Consider the following 17,335-nt stretch of genomic DNA (forward strand, 5'->3'; position numbering starts at 1 on the left):
TATGGTTAGGATATACCTTGACTTAGCTTAATGCATCTATTTGATGATTCCAATTTTGCTTTTCTTCAGCAGAAATAAAAGCAGCATCAAATGAGTTTTTTGCCAATTGTTTTAATTCTTGTGTCGATAAATCCAAAGCTTCTGCAATTGATATAAAGTTATCATTCATATATCCACCAAAATAAGATGGATCATCTGAATTTACAGTCACATGAACACCCTGCTCTAATAAGCGCTGGATATTATGCTGCGCCATATCATTGACAACACATAGTTTAAGATTACTGAGTGGGCAAACCGTTAAAGGCATTTTTTCAGCAATTAAACGTTGCATAAGTACAGGATCTTCTTCTGAACGAACCCCATGATCTATACGATTAACTTTGAGGAGATCTAAAGCTTCCCATACATATTCAGCTGGACCTTCTTCTCCAGCATGTGCAACAACCAAAAATCCAGCTTCACGTGCTTTAGCAAAAACACGTTCAAATTTAGCAGGTGGATGCCCTACTTCACTTGAATCTAAACCAACACCAATGATTTGATCTTTATATGGCAGTGCCTGTTCCAAGGTTTCAAAAGCTGCTTCTTCACTTAAATGACGCAAGAAACACATAATCAAATGTGAACTAATCCCAAGCTTAGCTTTTGCATCATCACATGCACGTTGTAAACCGTTGATCACCGTTGCAAATGCTACACCACGGTCTGTATGTGTTTGTGGATCAAAGAACATTCGGTATGTACCACATGATCTTCTGCGCATTTCTCAAAATACGCCCAAGCCAAATCATAGAAATCCTGTTCCTTAACCAGCACATTCGCGCCTGCATAATAAATATCAAGAAATGATTGAAGGTTATGGAAGTTATATGCCTGTTTGACTTCCTCTACAGATTTATAAGGAATATCAATCTGATTACGTTGAGCAATCGCAAACATGAGTTCTGGCTCGAACGTGCCTTCAATATGTACATGGAGTTCCGCCTTTGGCAAAGCACGGATGAGTTCTAACCTATTCACGATATATCCTCAAAATTCTTAAATTAAATCAAAATATCCAAATCACTTGGATTTATATCTACACATTAAATAAAAAAGGGTGCAAACATGAGTTTACACCCTCTACGCATTTCTGGATATTAGCCACCAAATGCAACGAATTTAATCACCCAAAGCACAGCAATGATCCACACCATATAAGGTACAGTTCTAGCTTTACCTGTAAACAGTTTAACCAAAGCATAGCTAATGAATCCCATTGCAATACCATCTGCAATTGAGTAGGCAAAAGGCATAAATACGATGGTCAAAAATGCTGGAACAGCTTCGGTAATGTCATCCCATTCAATGTTGGTGATCCCTTGGATCATCAATACACCAACAAATAATAATGCTGGTGCTGTTGCAAAACCAGGAACAGATTGAGCAAGCGGTGCTAGGAATAAACATGCAAGGAATAATAAACCCACAACAACAGCAGTTAAACCTGTACGACCACCAGCAGCAACACCTGCGGATGATTCAATATAAGGTGTCGTTGAAGATGTTCCTAAGGCAGCACCTGCAACAATTGCAGTAGAGTCTGCAAACAATGCTTTTTTCAAACGTGGCAATTTACCATCTTTTAACAAACCTGCACGATGTGAAACACCAACCAATGTGCCTGTTGAGTCAAAAAGATCAACCAAGAAGAATACAAAGATAACGCCTACCAAACTTGCTGAAAATAAATTTTCAAAATTCATTTGCATGAACGTTGGTGCAATTGAAGGAATTGTACCCACAACACCCTTAAACTCGTTTAAGCCGAGCGCTGTTGCAATTCCTGTTACTGCTAAAATGCTGATAATAATTGCACCACGAACTTTATAGTGATGCATAATGACTGTGAGGAAAAAGCCTAACAAAGTCAATAAAACAGTCGGTTGTTTTAAATCACCTAAACCAACCAGCGTTGCTTGATTCGCAACAATAATGCCTGAGTTTTTCAATGCAACCAGCGCAAGGAATAAACCAATTCCTCCCCCTATTGCAAACTTCAATGACATTGGAATGGCATTTACAATGGCTTCTCGGATCTTAAACATACTAATTGCAATGAATACCAATCCAGAAACAAATACAGCAGCCAATGCTGTTTGCCACTCAACCCCCATTCCCAAGCAGACTGAATAAGTAAAATACGCATTCAACCCCATACCTGGTGCAAGCGCAATTGGATAGTTCGCTACCACCCCCATAACCAAACAACCAATTGCAGCTGCCAAACATGTTGCGACAAATACTGCACCATGATCCATACCTGTCTCAGATAGAATCAATGGATTAACAATGATGATATAACACATCGTTAAAAACGTTGTTAAACCTGCAAGTATTTCGGTTCTAAACGTTGTTTTGTTTTCACTTAATTTAAATAAGCGTTCGAGCAAACCCGCTGAAGGATTTGGATTCGTCATTGTTGAGCCCCTGTTAAGTTTGAGCTATTCGTTGATAAAATCGAGTTGATTGAGTAAATGATACATGGCATCAATTTAGCCGTAGTTAAGCATTCAATAAACATACCAAAATGACATTTCCGATAAAAAACTTGAATTAAAAAAGCTGCGAATGCGCAGCTTTAATATTCTAGAATGTATAAACGGACTTGATCGGTTATATTTCGCAAATTATATCATACTGTTTATATAATTTTATCAAACTGAACGTCCTCCCCCGTTCATTTCATCGGATCTGATAATTTTTGAACATCAGCATAGCCACTCTTGAGATTATATGGATGAATGATTGCCCTTTAAAATACGCTGATTATTTGGGTTCGCTTCAACATTTTTAATGGTTAAATTTGCTTCTTTAATGATATTCAGCATTTCTTGCTGTTTTTTCTGTTGCGTATCCACATAGGTAAAATAACCAAGAAATAAAATCCCAACGAAGACTGTCAAAGTTATGAGCTTTACCATTTTTAAATCATGTCAAGTGATAAATTTCGGCGATTATACATATATTTTGTGACTTGTATAACACTTTTATCTAAAAAAATGAATCAAGATACATTTATTAAAATATCGCACTTGAACAGTGCATTTTTATGGACCAAACACCCTAAAATGACAACAATTAAAGCAAAATTCGGTTTAGGGCGGTAAGTTTGAGACTTGCTTAAATTAACCTACACATCGTCTATCAAGGAGGTGTACATCTTCATTGATGATACACGGCATAGCAAAATCTAAAAGACTCAATACGAGAAAAAAACCACAAAGCATTATTCAATAATCAACATTGATGAATGCTTTTAATTAATCTGTCCGCCTGATGCTGCAATCAATTGTGCTGTATTGTTTAACTGTCGTTGTTTTAATTCCAAAGTTGCTTGTTCTGCTTGTAAGCGCAAATTTTGTGCCGTAACCACTTCTAAATAACTCACCATACCTGCTTGATAACGGCGAGTGACCACTTGTTCATTTTCTCTTGCTAATTCAAATAAACGACTTTGTTCATTTTGTTGTTGCCTAAAACTGGCAGATTGTAGAAGTGCATCTTCAACTTCCTTCCATCCTGTTAAAACCGTTTGTTTATAATTCGCCGTTTTTTCAGCATAACGTGCTTGTGCAAGCTCAATTTCAGCTTTACGTTTACCACCATCAAAAATAATTGATGTCGCTTGCAAACCTGTTGACCATAAGTATTGTGGCGCTTGGAATAATTGACTCAAAGTTTGAGCATTGACTGAGCCATTTATACCGATACTAAGATCAGGTAGCCAAGCCGTTTGCGCTAATCCAAGTTCTGCATGTGTGGCTGCGAGTTCTCGTTCAGCACGTCGAACATCTGGACGCTGAATTAATAAACGGCTAGGAATTTGTGTGGGTAAAACAGGTATTTGAAAGGTTTGTTGCTGCCGAGCCATGTGAAATTGTGAAACCGTTTTGCCCTGTAGTACAGCCAAAATATTTTCTTGTAAATCACGATCACGTTGTATTTCAATCTGCTGAATTTCAACTTGTTTGCGCTGTGTTTCTGCTTGAATCACATCTGCACGTGCGATCATTCCAGCAAGATATTGGTTATTGAGAATCTCGACAGATCGTGAATAACTTTTTTGGGTTTGCTGTAATACCGCTAACTGCGCATCCAATATCCGTATATTCCAATAAGCCTCTGTTGCTAATAATTGCTGATTGAGTCTTACAGCATCTAAGTCTGCTTGAGAAGCGGCTAGATTTGCATTTTGCCCTTCAATCGCTTTTGCAACTCTGCCCCACAAATCTGGGATCCAACTGACTTGAATACCCGTAGACCATTGATTTTTTGCTGAGCTTTGCTTGGTTGCTTGACGATTTACTCCACCCTCTACGGTTAACTTTGCTGAACGTTGCGCATACTGTTGGTTGAGTAATGCGGCAGCTTGCAGATATCGTGCTTCAGCCTGTTTTAAATCCAAATTTTCGAGATTGAGTTGTTGCATCAATTGATTCAAGGTTGAATCATGATAAATCTCCCACCATGCAATTGAGTGTATTTTTAAATTTTTGGTTTGTTTCCAGTTTAAAGTTGAATATTTATAGTGCTGATCTGCTTGAATAATTGGCACTTGATATTGCGGTGGATGCCAAACTTTGGTTAATTGACATGCTGTCAGGAACAACATACAACTTAGACTGATCACATTTTTTTTGATTAAATTTTGCATGTTATAGTTCCTATTGACCAGACTGAACGATATGGCTGCGCTTCAATCTTGCGCAAAATTCTGCGCATTTTTCCAAAGCTAAATATAAGACAGGTGTGCTATATAAGGTGAATAACTGACCCAGTGCTAATCCACCCACAATGACAACACCTAAAGGTTGGCGTAACTCAGCCCCTTCAGCCCAGCTAAGTGCCAAAGGAATCGCGCCAAGTAATGCTGCGCTATTGGTCATTAAAATCGGACGAAAACGCAAGCTTGCAGCAGACAACACAGATTGGTATGCGGACTTACCTTGACGCCGTTCAAGCAAAGTAAAATCAATTAAAAGGATGGCATTTTTCACCACGATACCTATCAACAAAAACATGCCTAAAAGTGCAATGAGGGTAAATTGGAAATCAAATAACCATAGGGTAAATAGCGCTCCCAATGCCACAGCTGGGATGGTAGATAAAATAGTTAAGGGATGAACAACACTCTCATAAGTAATCCCCAATAGAATATAAATCAGGAGTATCACCACCAAAATTAACCATGCTGTGCTTAAGCCACCTTGTAAACTTTCTGCTTCTACATCTTTATCCGTGGTCATAAATATTTCATTGGGCAACATCACTTCAGGCAAAACAGATCGTATCGCAGCATCGGCCTGTTCATAACTGTAACCTTGTTTCACCACATAACCGATACCCATCGCTGCAAACTGATTACGGCGATATACTCGATCATTACTAATCCCATATGACCATTTGGCAAAATTACTCAATGGTACCGATGCACCCTGTTGATTTGGTATACGCACATTCGCCAAAGCTTCTGGATGCTCAGTAAAATGCTTATCGACTTCCATCACCACATGAAATTGTTGATTTTGATCATAAATGGTTGAAATCTGACGTTGTGAAAATGAGTTATTCAATACACTCGATATATTTTCAATCTCTACACCCAAACGACGAGCAGCTTCACGATCTATATCTAATGTGACATGCTGAGCGCCTTCATCTCCCATGCTTTCAACTTCCTCAAGTTCAGGAAGTTTTTGCATGGCCTGCGCAACTTTGGGCACCCATTGGCGTAATAAGGCAACATTGTCAGATTGCAGAAGCAACATATAATCTTGGCCACTCCCGCTTGAAAATGGATCATCTAGTTCTAACTCTTGCTTAACACGTGCCGAGAAAATTGCCCCAGCTTGCCAAGGTGCATTTTGCTTAAGTCGCTCAACAATTTCATGTGAAGATTTTCCACCACGCTCGGCTTTTGGTTTTAAACTCACCATGAGAAAAGAGTTTGTGGTTCCTCCTGCTCCGCCTGAAGTCCCAATGACATCTTTTACGGCTGGGTCTTTTAATACACTTTGACTGAAACTGGCAATTTTCGGCTGCATAATCTGAAAAGAGAATCCATCATCACCACGTATAAAGGCATCTACACGACCTGTATCTTGCTCAGGTAGCACCCGTTTCGATAAATTCTGGTAAAGATATGCGGATGCCCCAATTGCCCCAATCCACAATAGAATTGCAATATAGGCATGTCCAATCATCCATTTCAGGGAGCGCAAATAGAGCTGAGTTAAATATTGTGTTGTACGATGGCTAAACTGGTACAAAGCTTGATGCTGATAACTTTTAAGGGGTTTAAGTGTCCGTGCAGACAAACTGGGGGTGAGAACCAATGACACCAATACAGATAAAATGACAATAAACACTAAAGTTAAAGAGAACTCTCTAAACAATCGTTCAATCACACCGCCCATAAATAGTACGGAAATAAAAATCACTACCAAAGCTAAGTTCATTGCCACCAAAGTCGCCCCAACTTCGCTGATACCTTTAATTGCAGCTTGAACAGGCTGTTCACCTTGTTCAATATGACGCTCAATATTTTCTAAGACGACAATGGCATCGTCCACAACCAATCCGATTGCCACAATCACAGCCATGATCGACAAATTATTCAGTGAAAAACCTGCGAGATAAATCAAGCTACATGCGCCAATCAAAGTCACGACCAAGGCAATACTGGGCACAATTGCACTTTGTAAACGTCCCAACATCAATGCGACGACGACGATCACCAAAAACATGGAAAATAATAAAGTATCACGTGCTTCATCAAGACTGGCTCGAATAATCTCTGATCCATCCATCACGGTGATGAGTTGAGCGTCCGCAGCAATTAAGGCATTTAATTCAGGTATCTTTTCTTTTATTTTTTCAATGGTCGCAACAGTATTGGCATTGGGTTGACGGCTGATTTTAATAATCACAGCAGGTTGACCATTATGAAAACCACTGACATAACGATTTTCAACGGAGTCTTGTACCTCTGCAACGTCTTTTAAATGAACCAATGTCTGCGCATTTCGATAAACCACCAAATCAGCAAAGTCTTGTGCAGTTTTTAAGTCATTTGAAAGTGCGACCTGCCATCGTAATTTTTCAGTCTCTATGACACCCAATGCCTGTGTTCGATTTGCCTGAACAATCGCTTCACGAACTTGCTCCAAAGAGATCCCTTGAGCAATCAAAGCATTCGGGTTAAGTGTCACTCTCACCGCAGGCATAGAAGCACCATCAATGGCAACTTCACCAACACCACTGACTTGAGCAAGATTCGGTTGTAATTGATTCGCAGCAATCTCATAGAGTTTTCCAGCAGATAAATGCTTTGAACTCAATGCCAAATAAAGAATCGGGCTTTGACTTGGATTAATTTTAAAATATTCAGGTGGGCTAGGCATACCAGAAGGAAGCTGTGACATAGCAGCATTAATCGCTGCTTGTACTTCTCGAGCAGCTTCATTAATGTCCGTATCCAAAGCAAAATGCAAAACCACTTGACTTGAACCTTGACTACTTGAAGAGTTAATGGCTTTAACCCCTGACACGCCCATCATGGCTCGTTCCAAAGGAGTTGCCACTGTTGCAGACATACTTTCTGGACTTGCTCCCGGTAAACTGGCTCGCACAACAATTGTGGGGATATCAGCTTGCGGTAGAGCTGCCACTGGCAAGCGGAAATAAGCCAATATGCCCAACAATACAATTGCTATACCCAACAATATGCTGGCAACGGGTCGATGAATAAAGTTTGAGAGCACCTTCAAGACTCTCTCCCTACTTCATTTGCCGTTATTGTTGATGACTCAGATTTTGAAAAAGATTGTTGCAATCGATCAAAGAATAAATAAACCACGGGTGTTGTAAATAAGGTGAGTAACTGACTAACAATCAAACCACCGACCATCACGATGCCGAGTGGTTGGCGTGATTCTGCACCAGCGCCCGAAGCCAACATGAGTGGAATCGCTCCGACCAATGCTGCAAGTGTGGTCATTAAAATCGGACGAAAGCGCATTAATGCTGCTTGATAAATCGCCTGCTGCGGTGTCAAGCCTTCATTCCTTTGCGCAGCCAAAGCAAAATCGACCATCATGATGCCGTTTTTCTTGACCAGACCAATTAATAGGATGATTCCGATCAATGCAATCATATCCAACGGTCGTTGTACCAAAAACAAAGCCACTAAAGCACCGATTGCAGCAGAGGGTAATGTTGAAAGAATGGTAATGGGATGAATAAAACTTTCATATAAAATCCCCAAAACAATATACATCGTGACAATCGCGGCGATGACCAGCCAAAATGTATGTTGTTGGGCATTTTCAAATGCTGCCGCCGCACCTTGTAATTTCAACTTCACATCGATAGGCAAATTGAGCTGTCGTTCCACTTCATGAATGGTTTTAATTGCATCTCCCAATGCCACACCTGAAGCAAGATTAAAAGACACACCACTGGCAGGAAATTGTGCTTGTTGTTGTAAAATAGTCGGCACTCTTTTTTGAACAATCGTAGCAACAGTACTGAGTAATATGGGTTCACCATTACCATTATGAATATAAGTTTGCCCTAAATGATCCAAACCTTGTGTCAAATCAGGATTGAGCTCTAAGACAATACGATACTGATTTGATTGGGTATACAGTGTCGCAATCTGACGTTGGGCAAATAAATTCTGTAAAGCCAAACTAATATCTTCAACGCTTAAACCTAAACGAGATGCAGCATCTCGATTGACCTCAATAAATGCCTGTAAACCTTGTCCACTCCCCTCACTGGTGACATCTGCAAATTCAGAACGTTGTGCCAATGCATCTACCAATAGAGGCGTCCATTTTTCTAAGTCTGAAGCTTGTGTTGCACTTAAGCTGAGTTGATATTGAGTCCGACTAATTTTGTCTTCAATACTCAACTCCTGTACAGGTTGTATCCATCCATAAATACCTTGAACTTGACTCATTTGTTTACGCAAACGGGACATCACCAGATCAGCATCATCACGCTCAGCATGTGGCTTTAGGTTAATTAAAATACGCCCATTGCTCAGTTTCGGATTATTGGCATCTACCCCAATAAATGAAGATAAACTTTCAACCGCAGGATCTTTGAGAATTTGACTGGCAAGTTTTTGCTGACGTTCACTCATGGCTTGGAATGAAATATCATCTGGTGCTTCAGTTACGACTTGAATCACCCCACTGTCCTGCACTGGGAAAAATCCTTTGGGAATCGCCCAATATAAGAATCCTGCCAGCAATACTGTACTCAACATTACGACTAAGGTCAGGGGTTGATGGCGAAAAACCCACGCCAACCCTTTAGCATAATAATCAATAACTTGATCTAAGCTCCAAGACTTTTTTGAAGTTACAAGCTGAGTATTTTTGAGTAAATAGGCGCACATCATCGGTGTTAATGTTAAAGACACCACCAAAGAAATTGCGATTGCTGCGGCCAAAGTGACTGCGAACTCATGGAATAAGCGCCCAACGACGTCGCCCATAAACAGTAATGGAATCAGTACTGCGATCAATGAGACTGTCAAAGATATAAGAGTAAAGCCAATTTCTCGAGCACCTTTCAATGCTGCTTGTAATAAATTTTCTCCAGACTCTCGGTGCCGTGCAATATTTTCCAGCATCACAATCGCATCATCGACCACAAAACCCGTCGCAATCGTCAGTGCCATTAAGGTCAGATTATTAACAGAGAAACCTAGAAAATACATCACCACAAAAGTACCAATAATTGAAAGCGGTACAGCAATACTTGGAATGATGGTTGCAGATAAATTCTTTAAAAACAGAAAGGTCACCATGACCACAAGACAAACAGCAAAAACCAATTCTTTTTGTACATCGCGAATTGAGCTTCGAATACTTTCCGTACGATCTGTTAAAACCCGAATTTTAACGTTTTCAGGCAAATTCTTTTGTAATTCAGGCAATACCTGCTTAATTTGATCAGCAACCTGAATCACATTGGCATTCGGTTGGCGTTGAATATTCACCAAAATCGCTGACTGGCTGTCTGCCCAAGCTGCCATATAACGATCTTCACTACCTTCTATGATCTTTGCCACATCTTTTAAACGTATCGGTGCGCCGTTATTCCATCGCAAAATTAAATTTTCATAATCGTGAATTGAGCGAATCTGGTCATTGGCATCCAACATTGTGGTTCGAAAAGGACCATCAAAACTGCCTTTTGGTTGATTGGCATTGGCTGACTGAATCGCTGTTCGTACTTGCTCTGCACTCATTTTATAAGAAGCAAGCGCTGCTGGATTCATTTGTACCCGTATTGCAGGTCTTTGCCCACCTGCAAGACTGACCATGCCCACACCAGTCAGTTGTGAAAGTTTCTGAGCAACACGTGTATCAACCATGTCATAGACTGTAGTTAAAGGCAAAGTATCAGAACTAATGGCCAAAGTAATCACTGGAACATCGGCAGGATTAACCTTGCGATACACAGGCGGTGTGGGCAGATCACTGGGTAACTTATTGCTGGCTGTACTTAGTGCGGACTGCACTTCTTGCTCAACTACACCCAATTCCGCACTGAGTTCAAACTGTAAAGTAATTACCGACGCACCAACAGAACTACTGGACGACATCTGTTTCAACCCTGCAATTTTCCCCATTTCACGTTCAAGTGGCGCGGTAATGGTTCTTTGCACCGTATCGGGATTTGCACCGGGTTGAAAGGTATATACCTGAATAATCGGATAATCGACTTGTGGCAAAGCAGATACAGGGAGCAAACGCCAAACTAAGAAACCACTGAATAACAAGGCAAGCATTAACAGCGTCGTAGCGACTGGACGTAAAATAAAGAATCGTGAAATATTCATGATTTATCTCTGAGTTGCGTCCACGTTTGAAGTTTGTTGGCGCTGATCTGAAACGATTTGAACTTCTTTTCCTTCTGATAGTCGATCAATCCCTTCTAAAACCACCTGCTCTTTTGCTGTTAAACCCTCTATCACTTCAATTTGACCGTTTGAAGTCATGCCCAGTTTTAGCATGCGAATTTCAGCTTTATGTTGTGGATTAACAATATAAACATAGGTTCCTTTGGCGCCATGTTGCACAGCATCATTTGGAATCGTGATGGCATTCTGAATCGTCTGTGTATTCAAGCGAACATTGACAAATTGATTTGGAAATAAAGTATCGTCTTGATTGTTAAACACTGCTTTTAGCTTTAATGTCCCGGTACTGACATCAATCTGATTATCCAGTGATTGTACACGTCCCATCGCTAACTTGTTTTGCTCACTTTTGTCCCATGCACTCACTTCAATTTGCTGTCCTTTTTTCAAAGTATCACGTAGCCCCATCAAATAATTTTCGGCAACTGCAAATTGCACATAAATAGGATGGACTTGAGTAATTGTGACCAAGCCTGTTGTTTCATTGGCCTGAATTAAATTACCCGCATCTTTTTGTCTAAAGCCTACTCGCCCTGCAATCGGTGAATAAATTCGTGTAAACGAGAGCTGTAATTTAGCCGCATCAACTTGGGCTTTGTTCGATTGTATTTGCCCTTTAAGCTGATTCACCAATGCTTGTTGTTGCTCGACTTGCTGTTTGGCAATCGAGTCTTGCTTAAACAGTAATTGATAACGTTTTAACTCTGTTTCTGCATTTTGCAGTTGTGCTAAATTTTGCTGCTGGGTGCCCTGCGCCTGTGCCAATGCAACTTGAAACGCTGCAGGATCTAGTTGTGCAAGTAGCTCGCCTTTTTTAACCCATTGACCTTCTTTAAAATAAATTTGTTGTAGCACACCAGAAACTTGACTTTGAACATTGACTGTATGTGCAGGAATTACCGTTCCTATAGCTTTGATCTCAAGTTGTAAATTTTGCTGCTGTACGGATACTGTTCTTACAGGAACAGGTTTACTCCACTGACTGTATTCCTCTACAGGTTTAGACGTCGATTTTTTCCAATAAAAACCTGCTAGCGCCGAGCCAATGAGAATGATTAATCCAATTAAATATTTAAACTTCTGCTGAAGTGAACTCTTTTTGGGGCTTATATTGACTAATGGATTACTCATAAAAACTCTTATTCAGACAGTCGCAGAATTCGCGATATTTACAAAGATCAAACCAAATAAAGTGACAATTCACTAAAAATCAGTGCTCATTTCATCCATTCGCTTGATGAAACTTGATTTAAATCAGTTCAATACTACATGTTGCTTTTTGTAATGTTTATTATTACATTTAATAATCATTATCACTATCATTATTTTCAATACTTATATCTACCCAGCAAAACTTTGTTCTGTTCGCTGATTCAACAGGCAACTTCAATGAATTTGAACTTAGAAAAACAGCAATGGTTCAACCATATTTATCAAGACTATCAAAGTAGTTTGGTTTTGTGGTTTAAGCATAAGCTGCATAATCACCACTCTTCAGAAGACTTGAGTCAAGAAGTTTTTTATCGTGCATTAAAAAGCAACTATCGTTTTGAAGAAATCAAAGAACCCAAAGCATGGCTATTGGGCATAGCCAAACATGTCATCATTGATCATTGGCGACATCAGCAAATTGAACGAGGTTATTTAGAGACACTCCCCTCAATCCCTCAAGATGATTATCCTTCGACCGAACATCAAATCTGCATGCGCGAAACTTTGAATCAGGTCCAACAAACCCTTGAAAACCTTCCCAATCGAGTTGCTCAGGTTTTTTTATTATCTCAGTTAGAAGGAATGACTTATCGCGCCATTGGTCAGCAACTCAATATTTCACAGGCCACAGTAAAAAGAGATATGAAGCAGGCATTCAGCGCTTGTTCTAAAACCTATAACAATACCTTGAACTAGATATATCGTGATCAGATTAAAATTTTCTCGATTAGATAAAGGCTTTACAAGATTAACATCAAGCTACTGATTTATATAAAATAATAAGAATTTCTTTTTAATATTTTTATTTCCAAATTGTCTAAAAGTAAAAAAGTTAGAAAAATTTGAGCTTTTTTTTCACATTAAACGACTAATAGATAAATATAACTCGTATGAGAATCTTATGAAGGAACATCAAGCTAAGCATGCTCTGACTGTGGCTATTCGAACTGTACTTTGGGGTGGATCTATTTTAGTCAATGGATCATTATTTGCGGCATCAGATAATACTGAGAACCTGCCACAAAACTCCGAACAACTTCCGACCATTACGGTCACTGCTACCAACAGTGATACATTAACAACCGAAGAAACAGGTCTTTATACGGCGAAAGCAACCACGGCATCCACTGGATTAGCCCTCAGCTTAAAAGAAACACCGCAACTGGTGAGCGTGATTACTCGCCAGCAAATGGAAGATCAAAATCTCACTCAGTTAACAGATGTGGTCACTCAAGCTGCGGGTTTAACCATAAATCAAGGCGGTAATATCGGCTCCGATAACACACCAATTTATGCTCGTGGTCAAAGCGTAGACAATTACTTATTGGATGGTGTAAAACTCCTGAACTCTTATTCAAGTATCTTTCAAAGCCAAGATACTGCGCTTTTTGACCGTATCGAAATTGTACGTGGTGCTAATGGTTTAATGACAGGTGCCGGTTCAGCAAGTGCCAGTATCAACATGGTTAGGAAAAAACCATTACAGAATTTTAAAACTTCAGTGAGTGCAAGTGCTGGCTCATGGGACACATATCGTACCGATATTGATGTTTCATCACCATTAAACCAATCAGGAAGTATTCGTGGTCGTGCCGTATTGGCTTATCAAGATGGTGACTCTTATATCGATCGTTATGCTGAAGAACGTAAAGTTGCTTATGGTGTACTTGAAGCTGATTTGACTGATCGAACCAAAGCAAGTTTCGGTATCAGCCACCAACAAATTGATATTACAGGCATCGCACGTGGGGGCTTACCTTCATACTATAAAGATGGATCACTGATCAATTGGTCACGTTCTGATTCAGCGGCAGCTGACTGGACCTATTCAGACCGTTCAACAACAGGTTATTTTGCAGATATTGAACATAAATTTAATGACAATTGGAAACTCAAGGGAACGATTTCTCGAACTGAAACCTCTTCTGATGAGGTAGTCGGCTATGCATATAGTTCAGGAATTGAAAAACAAACAGGTGCTGGCGCTTTAATTTATGCCACACGTTGGGATTATGAACCTACACAGAATCTATTCAATTTAACCTTAAATGGTTCCTTTAATCTATTTAACCAAACTCATGACGTGGTCGTGGGTACAACCTATACAAAAAGTGACAATCAACGCCCAACATATTCCGGTTGGAATAATGGAATGTCTTGGGATGGTAATCTAGGTAATATTTTCACTTGGGATGGGCATAATCCAACTCGTCCAGAAACAATGATTGATGGCTGGTACAGTGGTGATGACAGTAGTCGCTCTATATTCGGCGCTGTTCGATTAAAGCCTTCAGACAAAGCTGCCATTATCTTGGGGACACGCGTTGAAGATTGGAAACGTGTAACCAAAAATCACGACAATGCCACAAACACTACCGAAACAACATCACGTAAAGAAACAGGTGAAGTGATTCCATATATTGGACTGACTTATGATTTGACTGAGCAGTGGACCACTTATGCCAGTTATACCAGTATCTTTTCTCCACAAGACAGAAAAACAGTGAGTGGTGACTATTTAGATCCACTTGTTGGAAATAGCACTGAGCTTGGAATTAAAGGTGAGTTCTTCGACAATCAATTAAATATTGGTGCTGCCATTTATCAAACCAAAGAAGACAATAAAGCCATTGCTGTCGATGGAGTTTTTGCTCCAGATGGCTCGCAAGCTTATCGCGCTGAATCAGGTACAGAAAGTAGAGGTTTTGAACTAGAAGCAACTGGAAAACTGACAGAGTTATGGCAAGTTTCAGGAAGTTTCACTCGTAATCTATCAAAGGATAATAAAGACAACGCCATAAATACCAATATCCCTAACAATACAGCAAAAATATTTACCACTTATACCCTGCCTTATTTCGATAAAGCACTGACAGTAGGTGGCAGTCTACGTTGGCAAAGCGATATTTATTCGGATGTGACCCGCCCTGTAAATACACGCTTTACTCAAGACAGTTATACACTCGTTGATTTGATGGCACGTTATAAAATCAATGAAAATTTGTTGGTCAATCTCAATGTAAATAATCTATTCAATGAAAAATATCATTTAGCGACAACCAATAGTTATTATGGTGCACCCACAAACTTTAATGTAGGTGTTCGCTACAGTTGGTAATTCTGTTTTTAAATTTATGATTAAATCCGAGCTTAAATAAATTCAATCTAGTAATGTGTTTGAGCTTTAAAAATAAAACTATAAAGTGGTCGTGATGACCACTTTATGCTTATAAAATAATAGTCCTTTTAGTCAGTACTAAATTTGACTACCAGAAATGCATGAGTTTAATTTGCTCTAAACTAGGCATCTGTCTGACTACTTTTGAAATGGCCATTTTAATTGCGCCAAATATTCATTTGGAATTGGGCTACGTACACCGACTTGATCTGGTTTAATATTTTGCTTTTCATAATAGAAGCTTCCAAAAATAATATCCCAGAAAATAAACACCTCACCAAAATTTTTCCGACCATGCCCGTGTTTATGATGAATGCGATGTACTTCAGCAACAGCAAAAATATATTTTAAAGCGCCGACTCGATAGTCCACATTGGCATGTTGAAAAAATAAGTGTACTGCCATGTACATCATCCAACAACCAATCAATATACTTGGAGCTCCTAAGATTGCAAGAATCATAAGGCTTGGTCCTGCAAGTATTAAGGCACTCAATGGATGCCTTTTTTCAGCATTCAACCAGTATAGCCGACTAGAATGATGGTGAATTGCATGTAATTTCCATAGAAACTTATAACGATGACTGAAACGATGCATCAACCACAATCCAAAGTCGATCACCAAGGCGACAAGCATAAGTTGCCAAAACCATGACCATTGATCCGGCCAGAGACGTGGGAAAAATCTAAATATGTCCAATATTTCAATTATTTTAGATACAGAAACAATCAAAACTAAATTAAAAATAGCATGTAAAATATCGGTCAATCCATCTTGATGTGACTCTAACCAATTCGGCTGATAGGGCGAATGATATTCAGCCAAAGCAATCATCAAACCACTCAGCACAATAAATAAGATCGAACTTGGCCAATATGTCATCTGCCCCGATAGAATCACGAACATGACCCAGACAGTCAAAGCCATCCAAACTGGGTAAAATAAATATCTGAATGACATCTTTAACAATGTATTCAATTCATCACTCCTTTTCCGTTTAAAATGTCATTTCAGTATGCGGATTAGAAAGTGAAAAGAATTGAATGAAACAGCTAGATTACTATTCAAGTATAGGATCAGATGGTTGCCACATCGGAATCTGTTCGATCGATGGAATGAATTTTAACAGTGAAGGTTGAATACCAAACATCTGTTTGCACGTTCTACTGAAATGAGCTTGATCAGAAAAGTGGGATTGATATGCCACATTTGTCAGGGTAGTTTGCTGACCAGCTGATTGAATCGTTTGAAGTAGTCGTAACCATTTACGATAACTTCTATAAGAAATACCAAAGCTTTCACTAAACCAGTGACTAAAACGACTTTCTGAGAGATTAAATTGTTCTGCGATTTGTTTAAGGGTTAAGTCTTGCTGTTTACTCGAACTAAGAAAATTTGAAAGATGCTGTTCTCGTATCGTGGGTTGTTTAAAATGATTAATTCCACAGTAATTTAACAGCATTTGAAAAGCTTTGTCGTGATGACGCTGCTGGATAAAATATTTACGAAGTACAATCACCAAATCTTCAGGTAATACGGTCATTGTGGAAATGGGTTGTAGGTATTGATGGATGATCTCGGCAAGAAAATGTGTTTGATCAATATAAATTGAACAATATGTTCCTGACTTTAAATGATGCAATGTATTTGCTGTAATATATACGCCACTGCTAAATATGCATTGTTCCTCACCACTGACCTGAATACATTCTCCTGCATTTTTTGCAAAACTTAATTGGTGTGCGTGGTGTCGATGTAAATCGTTGTCGCCAACATTACCTTCAAAATATCCAATGCCATAGCCAATTGAGATTTTCCCCAGCCAGTATTTAGAAGATACGTCGCTTTTATTCATAAAAGTCATCACCTCATCAAATTGACCATTTAAATTCATACAGCAGCATTTTGACTACTTATTCGTCCCTTTTAAATACCTATTTAAAAACCACCCGAAGGTG

At 39.3% G+C, this 17,335-nt stretch carries 10 protein-coding genes and 1 pseudogene; 2 read left to right on the plus strand and 9 right to left on the minus strand.

Annotated elements, in window-relative coordinates; genetic code table 11:
• Positions 1-22 precede the first annotated feature (22 nt).
• The 7 genes and pseudogenes from F938_RS03775 to F938_RS03805 all read right to left on the minus strand — a co-directional run bounded on the left by F938_RS03775 (position 23) and on the right by F938_RS03805 (position 12,118).
• Positions 23-1,023 (minus strand): annotated as a pseudogene (locus F938_RS03775) (adenosine deaminase).
• A 119-nt stretch (positions 1,024-1,142) separates the two neighbouring features.
• Complete coding sequence (locus F938_RS03780; RefSeq protein ID WP_005029525.1) at positions 1,143-2,462, minus strand: NCS2 family permease; 1,320 nt, start codon at positions 2,460-2,462, stop codon at positions 1,143-1,145.
• A 312-nt stretch (positions 2,463-2,774) separates the two neighbouring features.
• Complete coding sequence (locus tag F938_RS03785) at positions 2,775-2,966, minus strand: hypothetical protein (protein ID WP_005029527.1); 192 nt, start codon at positions 2,964-2,966, stop codon at positions 2,775-2,777.
• A 335-nt stretch (positions 2,967-3,301) separates the two neighbouring features.
• On the minus strand, positions 3,302-4,699 hold the full coding sequence (locus tag F938_RS03790) for an efflux transporter outer membrane subunit (protein ID WP_005029529.1): 1,398 nt from the start codon (positions 4,697-4,699) through the stop codon (positions 3,302-3,304).
• Between the two features lie 10 nt (positions 4,700-4,709).
• Entirely contained in the window at positions 4,710-7,814 is a 3,105-nt protein-coding gene (locus F938_RS03795) for an efflux RND transporter permease subunit (protein WP_005029531.1), read from the minus strand.
• Positions 7,811-10,906 (minus strand): efflux RND transporter permease subunit, encoded by a 3,096-nt coding sequence (locus tag F938_RS03800; protein WP_005029533.1) that lies wholly within the window; start codon positions 10,904-10,906, stop codon positions 7,811-7,813. Before F938_RS03800 ends, F938_RS03795 begins: the two co-directional genes overlap by 4 nt.
• A 3-nt stretch (positions 10,907-10,909) precedes the next feature.
• On the minus strand, positions 10,910-12,118 hold the full coding sequence (locus F938_RS03805) for an efflux RND transporter periplasmic adaptor subunit (protein ID WP_005029534.1): 1,209 nt from the start codon (positions 12,116-12,118) through the stop codon (positions 10,910-10,912).
• Positions 12,119-12,376: 258 nt separating this feature from the next.
• Here F938_RS03805 and F938_RS03810 point away from each other — a divergent pair, with 258 nt between their 5' ends.
• Together F938_RS03810 and F938_RS03815 are read left to right on the plus strand one after the other, a co-directional pair.
• Positions 12,377-12,895 carry an RNA polymerase sigma factor gene (locus F938_RS03810; protein WP_005029536.1) on the plus strand — a complete coding sequence of 173 codons (519 nt, stop codon included), beginning with the start codon at positions 12,377-12,379 and terminating at the stop codon, positions 12,893-12,895.
• 205 nt (positions 12,896-13,100) lie between these two features.
• Positions 13,101-15,317, plus strand: coding sequence for a TonB-dependent siderophore receptor (locus F938_RS03815; RefSeq protein ID WP_005029538.1), 2,217 nt, complete (start codon positions 13,101-13,103; stop codon positions 15,315-15,317).
• Positions 15,318-15,515: 198 nt separating this feature from the next.
• Here the strand turns inward: F938_RS03815 and F938_RS03820 are convergent, their stop codons facing one another.
• Positions 15,516-16,355 (minus strand): sterol desaturase family protein, encoded by an 840-nt coding sequence (locus tag F938_RS03820; protein ID WP_005029539.1) that lies wholly within the window; start codon positions 16,353-16,355, stop codon positions 15,516-15,518.
• 82 nt (positions 16,356-16,437) lie between these two features.
• Complete coding sequence (locus F938_RS03825; protein ID WP_227567112.1) at positions 16,438-17,232, minus strand: helix-turn-helix domain-containing protein; 795 nt, start codon at positions 17,230-17,232, stop codon at positions 16,438-16,440.
• Positions 17,233-17,335: the final 103 nt, after the last annotated feature.

The organism is Acinetobacter bereziniae LMG 1003 = CIP 70.12 (assembly GCF_000368925.1).
Taxonomy (GTDB): domain Bacteria; phylum Pseudomonadota; class Gammaproteobacteria; order Pseudomonadales; family Moraxellaceae; genus Acinetobacter; species Acinetobacter bereziniae.

What these genes read in the sequence shown, in the direction of transcription:
- F938_RS03780 (WP_005029525.1), bottom strand. Translation starts at nt 2,462, where the DNA reads ATGACGAATCCAAATCCTTCAGCGGGTTTGCTCGAACGCTTATTTAAA.
- F938_RS03785 (WP_005029527.1), bottom strand. Translation starts at nt 2,966, where the DNA reads ATGGTAAAGCTCATAACTTTGACAGTCTTCGTTGGGATTTTATTTCTT.
- F938_RS03790 (WP_005029529.1), bottom strand. Translation starts at nt 4,699, where the DNA reads ATGCAAAATTTAATCAAAAAAAATGTGATCAGTCTAAGTTGTATGTTG.
- F938_RS03800 (WP_005029533.1), bottom strand. Translation starts at nt 10,906, where the DNA reads ATGAATATTTCACGATTCTTTATTTTACGTCCAGTCGCTACGACGCTG.
- F938_RS03805 (WP_005029534.1), bottom strand. Translation starts at nt 12,118, where the DNA reads ATGAGTAATCCATTAGTCAATATAAGCCCCAAAAAGAGTTCACTTCAG.
- F938_RS03810 (WP_005029536.1), top strand. Translation starts at nt 12,377, where the DNA reads ATGAATTTGAACTTAGAAAAACAGCAATGGTTCAACCATATTTATCAA.
- F938_RS03815 (WP_005029538.1), top strand. Translation starts at nt 13,101, where the DNA reads ATGAAGGAACATCAAGCTAAGCATGCTCTGACTGTGGCTATTCGAACT.
- F938_RS03825 (WP_227567112.1), bottom strand. Translation starts at nt 17,232, where the DNA reads ATGAATAAAAGCGACGTATCTTCTAAATACTGGCTGGGGAAAATCTCA.